The 18,248-nt window shown below is 71.4% G+C and carries 18 protein-coding genes; 10 read left to right on the top strand and 8 right to left on the bottom strand.

The window, feature by feature from the left end; genetic code table 11:
- Positions 1-2: 2 nt before the first annotated feature.
- Complete coding sequence (locus ACZ5KW_RS07660) at positions 3-314, top strand: PadR family transcriptional regulator (RefSeq protein WP_343780180.1); 312 nt, start codon at positions 3-5, stop codon at positions 312-314.
- 25 nt (positions 315-339) lie between these two features.
- Complete coding sequence (locus ACZ5KW_RS07655) at positions 340-861, top strand: CopG family ribbon-helix-helix protein (RefSeq protein ID WP_343780177.1); 522 nt, start codon at positions 340-342, stop codon at positions 859-861.
- Positions 862-894: 33 nt separating this feature from the next.
- On the opposite strand, the gene ACZ5KW_RS07650 is transcribed toward ACZ5KW_RS07655, so the two are convergent.
- Complete coding sequence (locus ACZ5KW_RS07650; protein ID WP_343780176.1) at positions 895-3,120, bottom strand: AAA family ATPase; 2,226 nt, start codon at positions 3,118-3,120, stop codon at positions 895-897.
- A gap of 116 nt (positions 3,121-3,236) precedes the next feature.
- Between ACZ5KW_RS07650 and endA the strand changes: the two genes are divergently transcribed.
- On the top strand, positions 3,237-4,427 hold the full coding sequence (gene endA, locus ACZ5KW_RS07645; protein WP_343780175.1) for a tRNA-intron lyase: 1,191 nt from the start codon (positions 3,237-3,239) through the stop codon (positions 4,425-4,427).
- Between the two features lie 11 nt (positions 4,428-4,438).
- Here the strand turns inward: endA and ACZ5KW_RS07640 are convergent, their stop codons facing one another.
- Positions 4,439-5,146 (bottom strand): universal stress protein, encoded by a 708-nt coding sequence (locus ACZ5KW_RS07640; protein ID WP_343780174.1) that lies wholly within the window; start codon positions 5,144-5,146, stop codon positions 4,439-4,441.
- A 300-nt stretch (positions 5,147-5,446) separates the two neighbouring features.
- On the opposite strand from ACZ5KW_RS07640, the gene ACZ5KW_RS07635 reads away from it, so the two are divergent.
- The gene (locus ACZ5KW_RS07635; RefSeq protein WP_343780173.1) at positions 5,447-6,049 is read left to right on the top strand and encodes an LURP-one-related family protein; all 603 of its coding nucleotides are present in this window, start codon (positions 5,447-5,449) and stop codon (positions 6,047-6,049) included.
- A gap of 30 nt (positions 6,050-6,079) precedes the next feature.
- Here ACZ5KW_RS07635 and ACZ5KW_RS07630 read toward each other — a convergent pair whose 3' ends face one another.
- A complete protein-coding gene (locus ACZ5KW_RS07630; protein WP_343780172.1) occupies positions 6,080-6,934 on the bottom strand; it encodes an SDR family oxidoreductase in 855 nt (284 codons plus the stop codon).
- Entirely contained in the window at positions 6,931-7,590 is a 660-nt protein-coding gene (locus tag ACZ5KW_RS07625) for an NAD(P)-dependent oxidoreductase (protein WP_343780171.1), read from the bottom strand. The genes ACZ5KW_RS07630 and ACZ5KW_RS07625 overlap by 4 nt, the downstream gene beginning before the upstream one ends.
- 115 nt (positions 7,591-7,705) lie before the next feature.
- On the opposite strand from ACZ5KW_RS07625, the gene ACZ5KW_RS07620 reads away from it, so the two are divergent.
- A complete protein-coding gene (locus ACZ5KW_RS07620) occupies positions 7,706-8,113 on the top strand; it encodes a winged helix-turn-helix transcriptional regulator (protein WP_343780170.1) in 408 nt (135 codons plus the stop codon).
- Between the two features lie 69 nt (positions 8,114-8,182).
- On the opposite strand, the gene serS is transcribed toward ACZ5KW_RS07620, so the two are convergent.
- The 3 genes from serS to ACZ5KW_RS07605 all read right to left on the bottom strand — a co-directional run bounded on the left by serS (position 8,183) and on the right by ACZ5KW_RS07605 (position 10,625).
- Positions 8,183-9,553 carry a serine--tRNA ligase gene (gene serS / locus ACZ5KW_RS07615; protein ID WP_343780169.1) on the bottom strand — a complete coding sequence of 457 codons (1,371 nt, stop codon included), beginning with the start codon at positions 9,551-9,553 and terminating at the stop codon, positions 8,183-8,185.
- A 182-nt stretch (positions 9,554-9,735) separates the two neighbouring features.
- The gene (locus ACZ5KW_RS07610) at positions 9,736-9,945 is read right to left on the bottom strand and encodes a DUF1328 family protein (protein WP_343780168.1); all 210 of its coding nucleotides are present in this window, start codon (positions 9,943-9,945) and stop codon (positions 9,736-9,738) included.
- Positions 9,946-10,043: 98 nt separating this feature from the next.
- The gene (locus tag ACZ5KW_RS07605; protein WP_343780167.1) at positions 10,044-10,625 is read right to left on the bottom strand and encodes a DUF8162 family protein; all 582 of its coding nucleotides are present in this window, start codon (positions 10,623-10,625) and stop codon (positions 10,044-10,046) included.
- Positions 10,626-10,766: 141 nt separating this feature from the next.
- Between ACZ5KW_RS07605 and ACZ5KW_RS07600 the strand changes: the two genes are divergently transcribed.
- From ACZ5KW_RS07600 to yciH, 5 genes are all read left to right on the top strand, one after another.
- Positions 10,767-12,098, top strand: coding sequence for a dihydroorotase (locus ACZ5KW_RS07600; RefSeq protein WP_343780166.1), 1,332 nt, complete (start codon positions 10,767-10,769; stop codon positions 12,096-12,098).
- A gap of 207 nt (positions 12,099-12,305) precedes the next feature.
- Positions 12,306-13,346 (top strand): AAA family ATPase, encoded by a 1,041-nt coding sequence (locus ACZ5KW_RS07595; protein ID WP_343780164.1) that lies wholly within the window; start codon positions 12,306-12,308, stop codon positions 13,344-13,346.
- Between the two features lie 27 nt (positions 13,347-13,373).
- Complete coding sequence (locus ACZ5KW_RS07590) at positions 13,374-14,543, top strand: DUF58 domain-containing protein (RefSeq protein WP_343780163.1); 1,170 nt, start codon at positions 13,374-13,376, stop codon at positions 14,541-14,543.
- 50 nt (positions 14,544-14,593) lie between these two features.
- On the top strand, positions 14,594-16,837 hold the full coding sequence (locus ACZ5KW_RS07585; RefSeq protein ID WP_343780521.1) for a transglutaminase TgpA family protein: 2,244 nt from the start codon (positions 14,594-14,596) through the stop codon (positions 16,835-16,837).
- Between the two features lie 54 nt (positions 16,838-16,891).
- Positions 16,892-17,185 (top strand): stress response translation initiation inhibitor YciH, encoded by a 294-nt coding sequence (yciH, locus tag ACZ5KW_RS07580; RefSeq protein WP_004596695.1) that lies wholly within the window; start codon positions 16,892-16,894, stop codon positions 17,183-17,185.
- Between the two features lie 94 nt (positions 17,186-17,279).
- On the opposite strand, the gene ACZ5KW_RS07575 is transcribed toward yciH, so the two are convergent.
- Positions 17,280-18,113, bottom strand: a complete 834-nt coding sequence (locus ACZ5KW_RS07575; RefSeq protein WP_343780161.1) for a geranylgeranylglycerol-phosphate geranylgeranyltransferase — start codon at positions 18,111-18,113, stop codon at positions 17,280-17,282.
- Positions 18,114-18,248 lie beyond the last annotated feature (135 nt).

The following is an 18,248-nucleotide window of genomic DNA, read 5'->3' as shown; positions in this document are numbered from 1 at the left end:
CCATGACGAAGTGGTTCCACAGCGGCCGGCGCCGCGACCTCTGTGCGCTGTTGTACGACCACGGCGAGTTGCGCGCGCAGTCGGCGAAGAGCCGGCTCGAATCGCACTACGACGAGCGGATCGACCCGAGATCTTTCTACGGGACCCTCTCCGCGCTCGTCGACGACGGCTACCTCGACCGGCGGACCGAGGGGATCGCCGACGTGTACGCGCTCACCGAGGCGGGCGAGGCCGCGTTACTCGACCACTACGCGTGGCTGAGCGAGCGCGTCGGGATCGACGAGGCGCGCGAGCCCCCGGACCTCAAGGATTAACAACTTCGCCGGTGTGGGTTAATACATGACCGTCGTCAGCGTCTCAATGCCGGAAGAGTTGCTCGACCGGATCGACCAGTTCTCCGACGAACACGGGTACACCGGGCGCAGCGAGGTGGTCCGCGAGGCCTCGCGTAATCTCCTCGGCGAGTTCGAGGACGCCAAGCTCGAAGACCGGAGCCTGATGGCCGTGGTGACCGTCCTCTTCAACTACGAGACGACGAGCGTCGAGGAGCGGATGATGCGGCTGCGACACGAACACGAGGGGATCGTCGCCTCGAACTTCCACAGCCACGTCGGCTCGCAGTACTGTATGGAGCTGTTCGTCTTAGAGGGCGGCTTAGAGGAGATATCGGCGTTCGTGGGGAAGGTCCGCGCGACGAAGGACACGCTGACGGTCGATTACAGCGTCACCCCGGTCGACGAGTTCGGCGCCGGCGCGCTTCACGAGGGCCACGCCCACGGCGGGCACGGGAGCGACGAGAGCGGCGAGGCCGACGCGGAGGCGAGCGACGCCGAAGAGAGCCCGACCGCGGAAGACGACTGAGGCGAGCGGGCTGCGCGGGGGATTCGGACGGCCTCAAGCGGTTTCAGGCCGGACCGACTCGATCGCCGCGTCGAAGTCCTCGTCGGTGATCCCGACCTCGTCGGCGTGGTCGTTGGCGGCCTCGCCGTGTTCGTCGGCGACGCGTTCGATGGCGCGCATCGCGGCCGCGCGCGACAGCGAGGCGATCTCCGCTCCGGAGTACCCCTCCGTCTCGTCGGCGACGCGCTCCAAGTCGACGCCGTCGACGAGGGGTTTCCCGCGGGTGTGAACGTCCAGAATCTTGCGGCGCGCCTCGCGGTCCGGTTCGGGCACCTCGACGTGGGTCTCCAGCCGACCGGGACGGAGCAGCGCCGGGTCCAACGCGTTCCGCCGGTTCGTCGCCGCGAGGACGACGAGGTTCGGGTTGTCGCTGGCGCGGTCGAGCTCCGTCAGCAGCTGTGAGACCACCCGCTCGCTCACGCCGGAGCCGTCGCCGCCGGCCGCGTCGCGGTCGGTCGCGACCGCGTCGATCTCGTCGAAGAAGATTATCGCGGGCGCCGCCTGCCGCGCGCGGTCGAACAGCTCGCGCACCGCCTTCTCCGACTCGCCGACGTACCGGTCGAGCAGTTCCGGCCCCGCGACCTGGATGAAGTTGACGCCGCTCTCACCGGCGATGGCGCGCGCGAGCATCGTCTTCCCGGTGCCGGGCGGGCCGTACAGCAGGACGCCGGTCGGGGGGTCGGCGCCCGCGGCGTCGAACAGCGGCCCGTACGACAGCGGCCACGTCACGGCGCGTTCGAGTTCCTCCTTCGCGTCCTCGAGCCCGCCGACGTCCGAGAAGTCGGTCGTCGGCTGCTCGGCGACGTACTCGCGCATCGCGCTCGGCTCGACGTTCGCGTGGGCCGCCTCGAAGTCCGCCTTCGTGACGGTCACGTCGGCGAGCGCCTTCGCGTCGTCCTGACGCGCGCGGCGCAGCGCCGTCATCGCCGCCTCCTGCGCGAGCCCCTCGATGTCGGCGCCGACGAAGCCGTGCGTCCGGCTCGCGATCCGGTCTAAGTCGACGTCGTCGGCCAGCGGCATCCGGCGCGTGTGGACGTCGAGGATCTGGCGGCGACCCGCCTCGCCGGGGACGCCGATCTCGATCTCGCGGTCGAACCGCCCGCCCCGCCGGAGCGCCGGGTCGATCGTGTCGACGCGGTTCGTCGCGCCGATGACGATCACGTCGCCGCGGGCGTCGAGCCCGTCCATCAGCGAGAGCAGCTGCCCGACGACGCGGTTCTCCACGTCGCCGCCGTCGTCGCGTTTCCCCGCGATCGAGTCGATCTCGTCGAAGAAGATTATCGCCGGGGCGTTCTCGCTCGCGCGCTCGAACACCTCGCGGAGCCGCTCCTCGCTTTCGCCCTTGTACTTCGACATGATCTCCGGGCCGTCGACGGTGATGAACGTCGCGTCGACCTCGTTGGCGACGGCGCGGGCGATGAGCGTCTTCCCGGTGCCCGGCGGGCCGTGGAGCAGCACGCCCTTCGGCGGGTCGACGCCGAGCCGGGTGAACACCTCCGGCTCGGAGAGGGGCAACTCGATCGTCTCCCGGACCAGCTCCAGCTCCTCGTCGAGGCCGCCGATGTCCTCGTACGTCGAGCCCGCGGTGTGTTCGGCGGGCGGCGACCCGCCCTTCGGGGCGGCGTCGTCTCCGGGCAGATCGGTGCCCGAGTCGGTCGACCTCGCGGCGCGGTCGTCGGTCCCCGTCGACGCCTCGGGCGTGTCGCCCGCGCGCTCCTCGTACTCGACCGACACGTCGGTCGAGGCCGTGATCCGGACGGTCCCGGACGGGGCGGTCGCGGCGACGACGAACCGGAGCCCCCCCAGCCGCTCGACGTGGACGGCCTCACCCTCGGTGACGGGGCGGTCGCGGAGTTCGCGGGAGAGCGCGCGCTCGACGACCTCGCGGCTCACGTCGACCTCGGCGAGCCGGCCCGGCGCGGCGAGCGTCACGCGGTCCGCGTCGGAGACGTCGACGGGAGCGATCGTCACGGTGTCGCCGACCTTCACGCCGGCGTTCGCGCGGGTGTCGGCGTCGATGAGGACGGACCCGTCGGCGGCGCTGGGGCCGCCCGGCCACACCTTCGCCACGGCGGTGCGCTCGCCGCGCACCTCGACCGTGTCGCCGCTGAGGAGGGCGAGCCGCTTGCGGGCCGACTCGGGGAGCCTAGCGATGCCCCGGCCCGCGTCCCGCTTCTCGGCGGCACGCACCGTGAGCCGGAGCCCTGCGGTGTCGTTCATACGCCACGTTCTCGCCGGCGGCTCTTTATCCTTATCCGATACGTCGGGAGGACGGGGAGACGACCCCGCGAACGCCGACCGCAACCCCCTTCCCTCGGCCGCCCGCCGTGACGGGTATGCAACCGACGGGACACCTGCGGGGCGACGCGGTCCGCGTCGGCGGGGACGCCCGCCAGCGCTTCTACGACGCCCGGGGGTACGGGCGGCCGCTCGACGGCAACGAGATCGCGCTCTCGCGGGTCGAGGCCGCGCACCTGCTGTTCCGCGGCGACCTGTCCGGGATCGAACTCGGGGGCGACGACGCCGGCGGACCCGACGCCGGCCCCGTCGGCTTCGAGCGCTTCTTCGTCGCGAGCGCGGCCGCCGCCGACCGCTTCGCGGTGCGGTTCCTCGTCTACTCGGACCTCCGCGACCGCGGCTTCTACCTCTCGCCCGCCCGCGAGCCGTGGCCCGGCGGGAGCGACGCGCCGAGCGACGCGGTCGACTTCGTCACCTACGAGCGCGGCGAGACGCCCGACACGGGGAACGTGAAGTACCCGATCCAAGTGGTCGGCGAGCGCGAGTCGATCGCGGCGGCGGGACTGGCGGGCCGCACCCTCGCGGTCGTCGACGAGGAGTCCGACATCACCTATTTCGCGGCCGAGGCGGGCGATATCGACGGCGCGACCGGCTACGAGCCGCCGGGGTCGCTGTCGGGGGTCCTCCTCGCCGACCGCGTCGTCGTCTGGGACGCCCCCGAGGGGCTCTACGAGCGCGGCTTCTACGGCCGACCCCTCACCGGCCGAGCCGCCGACGTCGAGGGCGCGCTCCAGCTCTCGCTCGTCGAGGCCGCGTCGCTGGCCGCCGACGGGCGCCTGTCGCTGTCGGCGTCGGTCGGGGCGACGGGCGAGGCTCCCGGCGACGACCCGGGGAACGGGACGACCGACGACGCCGCCCGGATCGTCGCCCGCGGCCGCGACGTGGAGGGCGAGCGGTTCGACCGGCGGCTCGCCGTCTACCGGCGCCTCCGCGGCGCCGACGCCGTGCCGAAGACCGGCTTCAAGTTCGGCGCCGACTTCCGGACCTACCTCGACGTGGAGACGGTCGAGGACCTGCCGCACTCGGAGCACCTCGTCCGAGTCGTCGGAAGCGACCACCGCTTCTCGCCCCGCGAACTCTCGCTCGACGTGCGCCTCGCGGGCGGCGTCCGCAAGGAGATGGTGTTCGCGCTGACCGCGGTCGGCGACGACCATCCCGCCGCCGACGCCGACGACGCGTCCGTCGACGCCGACGTGGCGTGGCTCTCGGTCGACCGGCTGACGCCCTGACCGCCGAGCGATCAGCGGAGGATCAGCACCGGAATCTGCCGCTCGTCGACGATGTACTCGCCGACCGGGCCGAAGATCCGGTCGCCGATGTCCTGTTCCGTCTCGCCCAACACGATGAGGTCGTAACCGCTGGCCGCCTGGCCCAGTTCGAACGCCACGTCCGTCCCCGTCCTGACGGTCCGGTCGATCTTCAACTCCGGGAAGCCCGCGTCGGTGAGCGTCGAGGCCGTCTCCTTCAGGATCCGTGCTCCCTCCGCCTCGCCATCGGGGTCGTCCGGATCGGCGACGTGGACGAGGCCGATCGAGATCAGGTCCGTCTGGTCGACGATGTCGAGCAGCGGGACCTTCCGCTCGGCGTTCCGCAGGTCGCGAGAGGCGATCAACACCTTGCCGAGCGTGTTCGCCGCCCCGGGGAGCAGGACCGCGTCGACGTCCTCCTGCTCGACGATCTGTTGCCGGGCCGCGAACCGGTCCCGGTCGAACACGAGGTCGTGATCCGTCCGGACGCCCACCTGCTCGAACCGCTCGGCTATCGCTTCGAGTTCCGAGGCGAACTCGGCCCCGCGCGCGGCGCGCACCTCCTCGGCGGACTCGTCGTCGTCGAGGTGGTAGAAGCCGACGACCTCGGCGTCCGGGTATTTGAGGTGATTGAGGAAGCCCGTCGTGGGGACCGTCGGGTCGGGGAACTCGACGAAGACCAGTACGTTTGGGTGCTCCATACCAGCCCACACAAAACCTGATTAGAAATAGTTTCGCTTGTGAGCGGTTTGTCGGGGTTCTATTTTCTTTTCGTAATTTGTTCTATGATCTACTAATTGACGGCCGGGATCGATGACAAGGCGACCGCGCCCGACGCGCTCGCCGCCGGCCGCGACCGTAGTCCGCTCGCTCCGCCGCCGTGGCGACGCGGCGAAGCCGGTGGGCCGGCTGACGCGCTGAAGAGCCCCGCCGCGGCCGGGGTATTCCCGCCGGCTGCGACGAGCGGAACCGTTTTCTGACGCCTCGACATCGTGTCGGCCATGAACGATCCCTCCACCGGCTCGTCCGAGCCGGGCAAGTACGACATCTCGACCGTCGACCTCAGCGACGACCGCTACGAGGTGAAACAGTCGATGGTCCGGAACAAGTACACTGTCCGCGACAGCGCGGGCGACGTCGTCTTGCGCGGGAAACAGAAGATGTTCAAGCTGAAAGAGGAGTTCCCGTTCGTCACCGGCGACGACGAGGACGCGTTCTCCGTGAAGGCGGGCGGCATCATGGACATCGGCGGGAACTACGCCATCGTCGACGCGGGGACCGGCGAGGAGGTCGTCGTCTTAGACGAGGACTACTCCATCTTCGTCGAGAACTGGACGATCCGAGACCCCGACACGGGCGAGGCGCTGGCGACGATTCAGTCGAAAAATAAGCTCCTCTCCGCGCTCCGGCACCTCGTCGGCGCCGCGAACCTCATCCCGAACAAGTACGAGATATTCGACGCCGACGGCGGCCACGTCGGCGACATCGAGGGGCAGTTCTCGCTGCGCGACGCCTACACGGTCACCATCGACGACGCGAGCGACGTGCCGAAGGAGGCCGTCGTCGCCGCCGCGTGTATCCTCGACGCCCTGGAGAACCAGTAGGACCCGGGCAGTGTGGGATTCCGGTGCGCACTACGCGCGGAACTCGTCGGCGTAATCCGCGACGAACTCGCGCACCGTTCGCGGCGGCCGCCCCAGCAGCGTCTCGACGTCGTCGGTCGTCCGTCCGGAGCGGCCCAGCCGGACGACGGAGTACTCGGCGACCATGAACGCGACGAACCCCGGGGAGAACCCGCGTCGGTACATCTGCCGCGCGAACGTCAGCCGCGACGGGTCGGCGTATTTGATCGGTCTGTCGAGCACGTCCGAGAACACCGCGGCGACCTCGTGAAAGTCGAGCGCGGCCGGGCCGGTGAGGTCGTACGCCCGGTTCTCATGCCCTGACTCGGTGAGGACGGTCGCGGCGACCGCCGCCACGTCCCGCGCGTCGGTGAAGCTCAGCACGCCGTCGCCCGCCGGGAAGAATAGCTCGTCGCGCTCGACGATCTCCGCGCGGTGAACCTCGCTCAGGTTCTGCGTGAACCACGAGGCGCGGAGGAGCGTGTACGACATGTTCGTTCGCGCGAGGTGCGTCTCGATCCGCCGGTGCGGAAGGACCGGGAGCTTCTCCGCGCCGAGGATCGACAGGAAGGCGACGTGCTCGACGCCCACTCGGTCGGCGGCGTCGGCGAACTCGGTGACCTCGCCCACGCCGGTTCCCGGCGGATACAGGAGGAACAGCCGGTCGACGCCGGCCAAGGTCTCTCCCCACGTCTCCGGGCGATCGAGGTCGAACTCGACGTACTCCTGCCCGTCGCCGAACGTTTCGCGTGGGTTATCCGGGCTCCGAGTCGCGATGCGGACCGACGCGTCCCCGGCAGAGAGTGCTCGGACGAGCGGCTCGCCGACGGTCCCCGTCCCACCGGTGACGAGGAGCGTCTCCCTCATCGGTCGTCGGCGATCTTCGGCATCTCGCGGACGTATCGATCGTCCTCGAGGCAGTCGAGGACGAACGCGGCGACGTTCGCCCGCGCGGCGGTGTCGCGCATCCCGAGCGTGAGGTCGGTTCCGTGTCGGAAGGCGCCCGCCTCCGGCTCTTCCGTGAGCCGCGGGCCGCGGACGACCGTCCACCGCGTGTCGCTGGCCCGGACGGCCTCGACGTGGTCGCGGGCGTCTTCGAGGGCCGCCCGCGCCAGCAGCTTCAGCAGCGACCCCATCACCTTCCCGCCGAGGCTCACCGACTCGCCCTCCTCTCGGACCCCGGCGCCGACCAGCGTCACGATCCGGTCGACGCCGTGTTCCTCCATCGCCACGAGCAGATGCCCGCCGGCCGCCGTGAGGAGGTCGTCCGGCCCCTCCTTCGTCTGTCCGAGGACGCTGACGACGGCGTCGACGGGGACCCCGTCCCCGCCGACGGCGCGGTCGACGCCGTCGCCGGTGTAGGCGTCGCCCTCGACGACAGTCACTCGGTCGTCGTCCCGGAACGCCGACGGGAGGCCCGCGGGGTCCCGAACGAACGCGACCACCTCGTGTCCGCGGTCGAGCGCCTGTTCGACGAGCGGACGCCCGGTTCGTCCCGACGCACCGAATACTGCGATTCGCATACCGGGTGAAGGAGCGCTGAGGGCATATACGTGCGACTTCGAAGTCTCGAAGTATCGGGCGAATCTAGGACCAACGGCCAAAGATACAATACGACAAGTGTTGACGTTCCGCCCGATGGACGACCCGAGCGATCCGCCGGACGTGCCCGAACTGAGCGGCGGACTGACCCGTGAGGAAGCGACCGCGCTCCGCGAGTCGTTCGAACCGGAGACGCAAGAGCGCATCAGTCGGACCGTGGCCGAGCTCCTCGACCTGCTCGGAAAGGCCCACACGATGGCGGTGTTGAGCGCGTTCGCGTTCGCCGAGGGGTCGCTCAGGTTCAGCGACCTCGAAGCCGAGCTCGACATCGCGCCGAACACGCTCTCGACTCGGTTACGAGAGCTGACCGAAGCGGGGCTGCTCGACCGCGAGGCGTACGACGAGGTCCCGCCCCGCGTGGAGTACACGCCGACAGAGAAGGCGGAGTCGCTGTTCCCCGCCTTCGGACACCTCCACCACTGGGCGGTCGAACACGAGCTCTGATTCGGTCGCCGTCGCGACGGACGTCGCTCGGCCGGACGGCGAGACGGTTCCGAGGAGGAACGCTCGGGACTACTCCTCGCCCAGTTTCGACTCGCCGACCGGGTCGTGGCCCTCGATGACCTCGGTGCCGCCCATGTACGGGCGCAGGGCCTCGGGGACGGTGACGGTGCCGTCGTCGTTCTGGTAGTACTCCAAGATGGCGACGACGATCCGCGGGACCGCGAGCCCCGAGCCGTTGAGGGTGTGGAGGTACTCGGCGGACTCGTGGTGCTCCTCGCGGTACTGAATCTGAGCGCGGCGCGCCTGGAAGTCCTCGAAGTTCGAGACCGAGGAGACCTCCAGCCAGCGGCCGCCCTGCTCGGGGCCCTCGTCCATGTCGTCGCCGGGCGCCCACACCTCGACGTCGTACTTCTTCGCCTGCGTGAAGCCGAGGTCGCCGGTACACATCTCTAAGATGCGGTAGGGGAGTTCGAGGCGCCGGAGCACCTCCTCGGCGTCGTCGACGAGCCCCTCGAAGCGCTCGTCGCTCTCCTCGGGGCGGACGAAGTTCACCATCTCCACCTTGTTGAACTGGTGGACGCGGACGATACCGCGCGTCTCGGTGCCGTGTTCGCCCGCCTCCTGGCGGAAGTTCGGCGTGTACGCCTGATACTTCAGCGGGAGGTCCTCGCCGAGCAGGATCTCGTCGCGGTGGAGGTTAGTGACGGGTACCTCGGCGGTCGGGAGCAGCCAGAGGTCGTTGTCGTCGTACTCGTCCTCGTTCGATCCCTCGACCCGGTAGGCGTCCTCGGTGAACTTCGGGAGCTGGCCGGTACCCCGCATCGACGCGGAGTTGACCGGGATCGGCGGGAACACGTCCTCGTACCCCTGCTCGCGGTGGACGTCGAGCATGAACTGGATCAGCGCGTGTTCCAGCCGGGCGCCGTCGCCCTTCGCGACGTAGAAGCCGCCGCCGGCGACCTTCGCGCCGCGCTCGAAGTCGAGGATCTCCAGCTCCTCGCCCAGGTCGTAGTGCGGGGTCACCTCGGCGGGGAGGTCGCGGAGGTCGTCGAACCCCTCGCGGCGGCGCTCGACGTTCTCCGACTCGTCGGCGCCGACCGGGACCGACTCCTGCGGGATCTGCGGGAGCTCGAGCAGCGACTCCTCCAGTTCGGCCTCCAGTTCGTCGGCCCGCTCCTCGATCGCTTGGAGCTCGGCCTTGAGGTCTTGAGACCGCTCGATCGCCTCCTGGGCTTCCTCCTCCTCGCCGGCCTGTTTCAGCTCGCCGATCGTCGAGGAGACCTCGTTGCGCTCGTGACGCAGGTCGTCGCCGCGCTGTTTCAGCTCCCGCCACTCCTCGTCGACGTCGAGTATCCGGTCGAGGTCGACGTCGACGCCCTTGTTGGCGAGCGCCTCGCGGACGACCTCGGGGTTCTCCCGGACGAACTGTCGAGACAGCATTTAACGGCAGTTCCGCGGGGCGACCCAAAACCGTATCGGAGCGTCGGCACGGAGTGACACGGTCGATCGCGAGCGTCCGTGACACCCGTTCGGTCGGCGACCAGTCGCTGGCGGTCGACCCGTTCGACTCGTCTGGAAGAACATCGGCGGACCCTACGGCGGTTGTGGGGTTCGCTTCTGGATTAGAGGACGAACGTGACGACCGCGAGCACGACGAAGATGATGACGAGCCACTTCGCGATGCTCATGCTCAGTCCGGCGACCCCGCTGGCGCCGGCGACCGCCGCGATGACGGCGAGGACGAGAAAGAGGATCGCCAGTTCGATCAGGTCTCCGCCGAACTGCAGAGGCATAGCCATCACTCCGCTGTGAATCGCCTGAGTAAGGCTCATGCTCGGCCACACGACCTTCGCCCGCTTAGTTAGGAGACGCGTATCGGTCGGTCGCGGGAATTCCCGGGTCGGAGGAGAGCGGTAACCGACGGTTTCTCTCAGTACCCGCCCGGCAGCGCCATCCCGACGGCGAGCGCGACGAGCGGCACCGCGGCGACGACCGCGTACGCCGCCCCGGCACCGACGAGGAGGAGCCACGTCGAGTAGCCGTATCCCGTCGGGTCCCAGTCGAGGCCGAGCCGCGGGAGTCCGAGCACGGCGACCGCGGGGGCGACGAGGACGGGGCCGACGGCGCCGAGCGCCGCCGTGGCGATGAATCCCTCGCTCCAGCCGGGCCCCGCCGACTCGACGAGGCCGACGGTGAGGGCGACGCCGGCGATGTACGGGGCCGAGAGTCCGACCGAGACGGCGACGTACGAGGGGAGCACGCGTCCCGCCGGGGGGAGCGAGCGGAACAGCGCCCGGAGACGCGTGACGGCGAGGAACGGGACACACAGCCCCGCGGCGACGAGGCCCGGAAAGAGGAACAACAGGAGGGTCCACAGCCACGTGACGACCGAGTCGGCGAGCGTCGAGACCGCGGGGAGGGCGCTCGGATCGGCGGCCGCGAGGAGTCCGATCGGATCGGGGACCGCGGGGAGGGCGTTCGGATCGGCGACCGCGGGGAGGGGCGAGACCATGCGAGAGGAACCCGATGCGGGCGGCAAACGTCTTGTGGTGACGCCGGCCGCGGGGCGGGCGCGAGCCTGGCGACCGGGGTCCGCGGGTCGGCCGCCGAGAACCACCAGCGTTTATCCCGCTCGCCGCGACCGGCCGACAACATGCTCATCACGGGCGCGACGCTGGCCGACGGCCGGGTTCGGGACGTGCGGATCGGCGACGATGGACGGATCGACGCGGTCGCCGAGGGGCTCGGCGCCGACGCCGGCGAGCGCGTCCTCGAAGCGCGCGGCAGACACCTCCTTCCGGGCGCGGTCGACGTCCACGTCCACTTCCGCGAGCCGGGCGGGAGCCACAAGGAGACGTGGGCGTCGGGCTCGCGCAGCGCGGCCGCCGGCGGCGTCACCACCGTCGTCGACCAGCCGAACACCTCGCCGCCGACCGTCGACGGCGACGGCTTCGACGAGAAGGCGGCGCTCGCCGCCGAGTCGCTCGTCGACTACGGGATCAACGGCGGTGTGACCGCCGACTGGGATCCAGAGAGCCTGTTCGACCGGCCGCTGTTCGCGCTCGGCGAGGTGTTCCTCGCGGACTCGACGGGCGACATGGGGATCGACGCCGACCTCTTCGCGGACGCGCTCGACGAGGCGACCGCCCGCGACGTGCCCGTGACGGTCCACGCCGAGGACGCGACGCTGTTCGACGAGAGTGCCCTCGACGGTGACCTCGGCGGGATCGGCACGGCCGCGACCGCGGACGCGTGGTCCGCCTACCGGACCGCTGAAGCCGAAATCGCGGCCGTCGAGCGCGCGCTCGCGACGGCCGCGGACCGCGACGCACGGGTCCACGTCGCGCACACCTCGACGCCGGAGGCGGTCGACGCGGTGAGCGAGGCACGGGCGGACGGCGCGTCGGCGACCTGCGAGGTGACGCCGCACCACCTGTTCCTCTCGCGCGAGCGCGCTCGGTCCCTCGGCACGTTCGGGCGGATGAACCCCCCGCTCCGGTCCGAGGAGCGCCGCGAAGCGCTGTTCGCGCGGCTCGCCGAGGGCGCGGTCGACGTCGTCGCGACCGACCACGCGCCGCACACGGTCGCGGAGAAGCGGCAGGGGCTCGCGGACGCGCCGAGCGGCGTTCCGGGCGTCGAGACGCTGTACCCGCTGCTCCTCGAATCCGCTCGGAAGGGCGAACTGTCGCTCGAACGCGTCCGCGACGTTGCGGCCGCGAACCCCGCCTCGGCGTTCGGGCTCGACCGGAAGGGGCGGGTCGCCGAGGGGTACGACGCCGACCTCGTGCTCGTCGACACCGCCGGATCGCGGGAGATAGAGGCCGCCGCGCTCCACAGCGCCTGCGCGTGGACCCCCTTCGAGGGGCTCCGGGGCGTCTTCCCCGAGGTCACACTCGTCCGCGGCGAGGTGGTCTACGAGCGCGATCCGGCGACCGGCGCGGCGTCGTTCGGCGAGGCCGTCGGGCGGAACGTGCGCGAGTCGTAGTCGGGGAACGGCGACCGGGCGCTCGGAGCGAAGGAGACGCGCGCCGGCGCGACGAGCGCGAGACCGCGACCCGCCGCAACGGACGGATACCCGCCGGCGGAACGCATATGACGCCTCCAGCCGTATCGGATCCATATCGATGACCATGGGGAGCACTCGCACGGCCGCGTCCGGTCGGCAGACCGAGCCTGACGGGACCGGCCGACAATGACCGGCCCCGGAGACTCCGGGCCGATCGGCGCGGACCCTACCGAGGCTGCCGAGAACGGGCCGGGAGGGGCTCGGTCGGCGAGCGACGCCGACCTGTCGGACCGACACGCCGACCCCGAGACCCCGGCGGACGTCGCCGACCTCGCCGACCGGATCGTCGCCGAGGTCGAGGACGTGATCGTCGGCAAGCGCGAGGCGGTCGAGCACGTCCTCGTCACCGTGTTGGCCCGCGGCCACCTCCTCGTCGAGGACGTGCCGGGCGTCGGGAAGACGACGCTCGCGAAGTCGGTCGCGCGCTCGATCGACGGCTCGTTCAAGCGCGTCCAGTTCACGCCCGATCTCCTCCCGTCCGACGTCACCGGCGTCAACGTGTTCAACCGCCGAACCGACGAGTTCGACTTCCAGCCCGGGCCGGTGTTCGCGAACGTCGTCCTCGGCGACGAGATCAACCGCGCCCCGCCGAAGACGCAGTCGGCGCTGTTGGAGGCGATGGAGGAGAACCAGGTGACCACCGACGGGACGACCCGGAGCCTCCCGGACCCGTTCTGCGTGATCGCGACACAGAACGACGTCGAGCCCGGACAGACTTACGAGCTGCCGGTCGCGGAGGTCGACCGATTCACGAAGAAGATCCGGCTCGGCTACCCGGACACCGACGAGGAGGCGGCGATCCTCGGCCGGCTCACCGGGGATCACCCGGTCGACGCGGTCGAGCCCGTGGCGACGGTGGCGGACGTGCGGCGCGCGAGGCGGATCGTCGGCGAGATAGAGGCCTCCGAGCCGATCCGGGAGTACGTCGCCAGGCTCGCGGTGTACACCCGTCAGAACGCCCGGCTCGGGGCGAGTCCGCGCGGGAGCCTCGCGCTGGTCCGGGCGGCGCAGGCCCGCGCCGCGCTCGACGGCCGCGAGTACGTGATCCCCGACGACGTACAGACCGAGGCGCCGACCGTGTTAGCCCACCGGATCCGGACCGAGTCGGGCGGGGTCGACGGCGCGGAGGTCGTCGCCGACGCGCTCGACCGAGTCCGCGTGGAGTGATCCGCGGATGACGCATCGGGAACCACGATGAAGGCCGCGCTCACGCGCCGGGGACGCGTCGCCGGGCTCGTCGGCGTCCTCGCGGCCGCCAGCGCCGTCGCCGCCGGCGGGCGCGCGCTCGATGCCATCGTGATCCCGGTCGCCATCGCGCTCGTCGCCGGCTACGTTCAGGTGTCGCGCGTCGACGCCCCCGCGGTCCGCCACGTGACCCCGCCCGACGGGTTCGTCGGGGAGACGCGGGACGTGCGGCTGGAGTTCGGCTCCGAGGCGACGGCGGCCGGCGGCGGCTCGTCGCCGTCGTTCCTCGCCGACGTTCGCGTCCGGGTCGGCGAGGGGCTCGACGGTCCGACGGCCCCGATACGGGCGTCCGTCGGCACGGAACCGGTCTCGTACCGCGTCACCTACCGCGAGCGCGGCGAGCGCGTTCTCGGACCGGTCGACCTCACCGTGACCGACGTGTTCGGCCTCTTCGAGCGAGAGATCGTCGTCGACGAGACCGACGCCGTGACGGTGTATCCGCCCCGAGACCCGGTCCCGGCGTGGTTCCGACGCGAGCTGTACGCGGCCGACGCGGTCGACGTGAGCCGACAGCGGGAGGAGTTCGACCGGCTCCGCGAGTACGCCCCCGGCGACGCGGTCCGCGACGTTCACTGGGCGACGACGGCGAAGCGCGACGAGATCGTCGTCAAGGAGTTCGCGGCCGAGACCGCGCGGAATCGGGTGACCGTCGCGGGCGGCACCGAGGTCCGCGGCGACGAGGGGGCCGACGACCGCGGGACCGCAGTCGGCGGGGTCTCGTTCGGTCGCGGCGGCGCGACCGACGACCGCGCCGCGAGCGCGGCCGCCGCCGACGAACTCGCGCGGGCGACGGTGAGCCTCGCGCTGGCGCTGCTCGACGACGGCGTTCCGGTCGACGTGCGGCTGCCCACGGGGCGCGTCTCGGCGGAGCCCGGGGGTCGCGGCCGACGCGACGTGCTCGAACTCGCGGCCCGGACCGGACCGGGTCCGGTGCCCGACGACGAGGCCGACGTGACGGTCGTCGCCGAAGCCGACGGCGCGCGATTCCGAGCCGGCGACCGGTCGGTCTCGTTCGACGACCTGCGCCGCGATGCCGCCGAGGAGCTCGCCGGGGACGACGCGTCCGCGACGGAACGGGGAGCGGAACCGAGCGACCGAGGCGAGGTGGCGTCGCCGTGAGCGACGACTCGTCCGTCGGACCGAGCGGATCGCCGTCCGGGCCGAGCGAGATCGGTCCGGGAATCGTCGGTTCGGGGGTCGTCGATCCGGCGGTCGCGGGCGTCGCCGTCGTCACGGCCGCGTACCTCGCCGTGTTCTTCGGGGTGACGAACGTCGTCGGCGGGACGGCGCGGACCGCGGCCGTCCTCGCCGTGGCGGGGGTCGGCGGAGTCGCGCTGGCCCGCGTCGTGCGCGAGCGGACCGCGCTGTGGCTGTCCGGACTGCTCTTCGCCGCGGGGCTCGCCGGCTACTTCCTCGCGATCCCGGAGAGCCAGCGCGCGCTGTTCACCGTTCGGAGCGTCGCCTTAGACCTCCTCGCGCTGTCGACCGGGCTCTCGGTCCTGCGACTGGCGCTCGCGGACGTCTGGGTGCTCGCGGTCGTGCCCGTTCCGACGTTCCTCGTCGGCTACTTCGCGGGTCGCGGTCGGCACGTCGCGGCCGCGTCCGTCGCCGGCGGGACCCTCGGGTTCCTCGTGCTGACCGGCGACGCGGGCACCGGTGCGGCGGTCGCCGGCGTCGTCGGGTTGGCGCTCGCCGTCGGGCTCTCGACGCTCTCGACGCCCGGCCGCCGCCGCGGCCACGTCGGCACCTTCGCGGTGGTCGTCGCGGCGATGGTCGTCGCGAGCGCGACCGTCACCGTGATCCCGGCTGGCGCGGCGGAGCCGCTGGGGCTCGACCGCGGCGCGTCGACGCTGGAGTCAAGCCTGAGCGGCGACGACGAACTGGAGGTCGTCGGTACGACGCGGCTCTCGCCGGAGGTGCGGTACACGATAGAGAGCCCCGTCGAACGGAACTGGCACACGAGCGCCTACGACACCTACACCGGCGACGGGTGGGTGAGAACCGGAGACCGGTCCACCCTTGGCGGCTCGCTGGCCGGTCCGCCCGGCGACGCGGAGGCCGTCTCCGTCTCGGTCACCGCGGAGACCGAGTCGACCGCGCTGCCGGCGCCGTGGAAGGCGGTGTCGGCGTCCGGCGCGGGGGCGGTCGAGGTGGACGAGCGCGGTAGCCTCCGACTCGCGGAGCCCCTCGGGCAGGGGGAGACGGTGACGGTGGAGAGCCGCGTCATCGACCCCGACCCGGCCGCGCTCCGGAACGCCAGCACCGACTACCCGGACGCGATCGAGGAGCGGTACACCCAGCTGCCGGAGAGCACGCCGGACCGGGTCGGCGAGCGGACCGAGGAGATCGTCGCGGCCGCGGACGCCGACTCGCCGTACGAGCAGGCGGCCGCGGTCGAGGCGTACCTGCGCTCGGAGTACGACTACTCGCTGACCATCGAGCGGCCCGAGGGCGACGTGGCCGACGCGTTCCTCTTCGAGATGGACGCCGGCTACTGCGTCTACTTCGCGACGACGATGGCGGCGATGCTCCGGTCACAGGGCATCCCGACGCGGTTCGAGAGCGGGTACACCCCGGGCGAGCGGGTCGGCGACGACGAGTACGTCGTCAGAGGCCAGAACGCACACGCGTGGGTGTCGATCTACGTGCCGGAACACGGCTGGGTGTCGTTCGACCCGACCCCGTCGGGCCCCCGCGACGAGGTCCGGGCGACCCGCCTCGCCGAGGCGCGCGCGAGCGGGACTGAGAACGTCGACACCGAGGAGACGGCCGCCAATCAGACGCTCGAAGCCGACGTCGGGACCGATCGCCCGGTGACGGTCACCGGCGACGCGTCCGCGTCGAGCGGCGGAGAGAACGGGTCTGCCGGCTCGACGGGCGAGGAGTCCGGCTCGGTCGACGACGCGAACGCCGACCCGCAGACGGACATCGATCAGGTGAGAGCCGACCGGAACCCTTCGTCGGCCGCCGAGTCCGACGGGGCCGGCCGGCTCGGCTTCGGCCCGGTGTCGCTCCCCGACCCGGAGACCGCGGCCTACTGGCTGCTCGTCGTCGCGCTCGGGGTCGCCGGCGCCCGCCGGACCGGGATCGCGGGCCGCGCGGGTCGGCGGGTGGGCCCGCTGCTCCCGCGACGGCGGCGCGACCCGGGGTCGGACGCCGAGCGGGCGTTCGCGGACCTCGAACGGCTCCTCGCCGGCCGGTACCGCGAGCGGCGACCCGGAGAGACGCCGCGGAGCTACGTCAACGCGGTCCGGACGCTCGGCGCGGACGAGCGCGTCGAGACCGTCGCGGCGGCCTACGAGCGCGCCGCGTACGCCGGATCGGTGACGCGCGCGGAGGCCGACGAGGCGCGCCGAGCGGTGCGGCGGCTCGCGCTCGAACGCCTGCCGCTTATCGGGCGCTTCGTCCGCTGATCGGGGGGCTTCCCGACACTATTTAATACGGGCGTCCTGTAGATTCGGGCTGTAATGTCGGAAGTCTGCTCGACGTGCGGACTGCCCCAGGAACTCTGCGTCTGCGAAGACGTCGCGAAAGAGTCCCAGCAGATCAGCATCCGCATCGACGAGCGCAGGTACGGTAAGGAGGTAACGGTCATCGAAGGATTCGACCCGAAGGACGTGGACCTGAGTTCACTCTCCTCGGATCTCAAGTCCAAGTTCGCCTGCGGTGGCACCGTCGAGGACGGCGCCATCGAGCTACAGGGGAACCACTCGGGTCGCGTGGAGGACTTCCTCCGCGATAAGGGCTTCAACGTCGCGTGACCGTCACCTGACCGTCCGCCGTCGAGCGTCGTTTCGGACCGCAACCGTTTTTTCGCAGCTCTCGACCGTGAGCGACTCGCATGGCCGAGCGGTCTCAGACGACCACCACGACCCGACCGACGACGAACGCCGCAGCCGCGAGGAACGTGCCGTACTTGAACCGGCGCTGGGCCGCGGCGGGGTCGGTGAATCCCTCGTAGGTCGCGTACAGCATGACCGCGTCGGCGACCGCGACGACCGCGAGGTACGCCCCGCCGAGCGTTCCGGTGAGGTACGGGAGCGGGCTGACGGCGACCGCGACGACGATCGCGGCCGCGCCGATCCACAGCGCGCGGCGCTCGCCGAGGGCGATAGGGAGCGTCGTGAGCCCCTCCTCGCGGTCGCCCGCCACGTCTTCGACGTCTTTGATCACCTCGCGGGTGAACGTCGAGAGGCCGGCGAGCGCCGCGAGCACGAGGACCGCCCGCGGGCTCCCGACCGCGGCCCCGCCGAACAGGAACGTCGAGCCGACGAGGTACGCGACTAAGGCGTTGCCGAGCCCCGGCGTCCCCTTGAACAGGCTCGTGTAGGTGACCAAGGCGACGAGGTTCACGGCGGCGATACCGATCGAGAGCGGCGGGAGTTGGACCGCGACCGCGACCGCGACCGCGAACCAGGCGCCGGCGGTCGCGAGCGCGCCCCGCGGCGAGACCGCGCCCCGGGGGATGGGTCGGTCTGGACGGTTCACCGCGTCGACCTCGCGGTCGAAGTAGTCGTTGATCGCGTTGCCCGCGGCGACCGCGAAAGCGGTCGTCGCGGCCGCGAGCGCCGTGGGGACGGCGGCGCCGCTCGCCCCCGCGACGAACGCCCCGGTTGCCGTGAGCGCCCCGGCGGCGACGCAGTTGCCGAGGCGCGCGAGTTCGACGATACCGCCGAGCGTGTCTCGCACGTCGTCCCGGTACACCCGCCCGCGAGAAATAAACGGTGCGGGATCGGCTGGAGGGGAGGTCCGTTCGAGGCCGAACGCGAACGGCCCGAGGCGCCGCGCCGGACCCTGAGAATCCGCCGAAGAATCAAACGGGCC

Source organism: Halorubrum ejinorense, assembly GCF_055389685.1.
The sequence above is the reverse complement of the archived record's forward strand: the minus strand, read 5'-3'. Positions and strand labels throughout refer to the sequence as shown.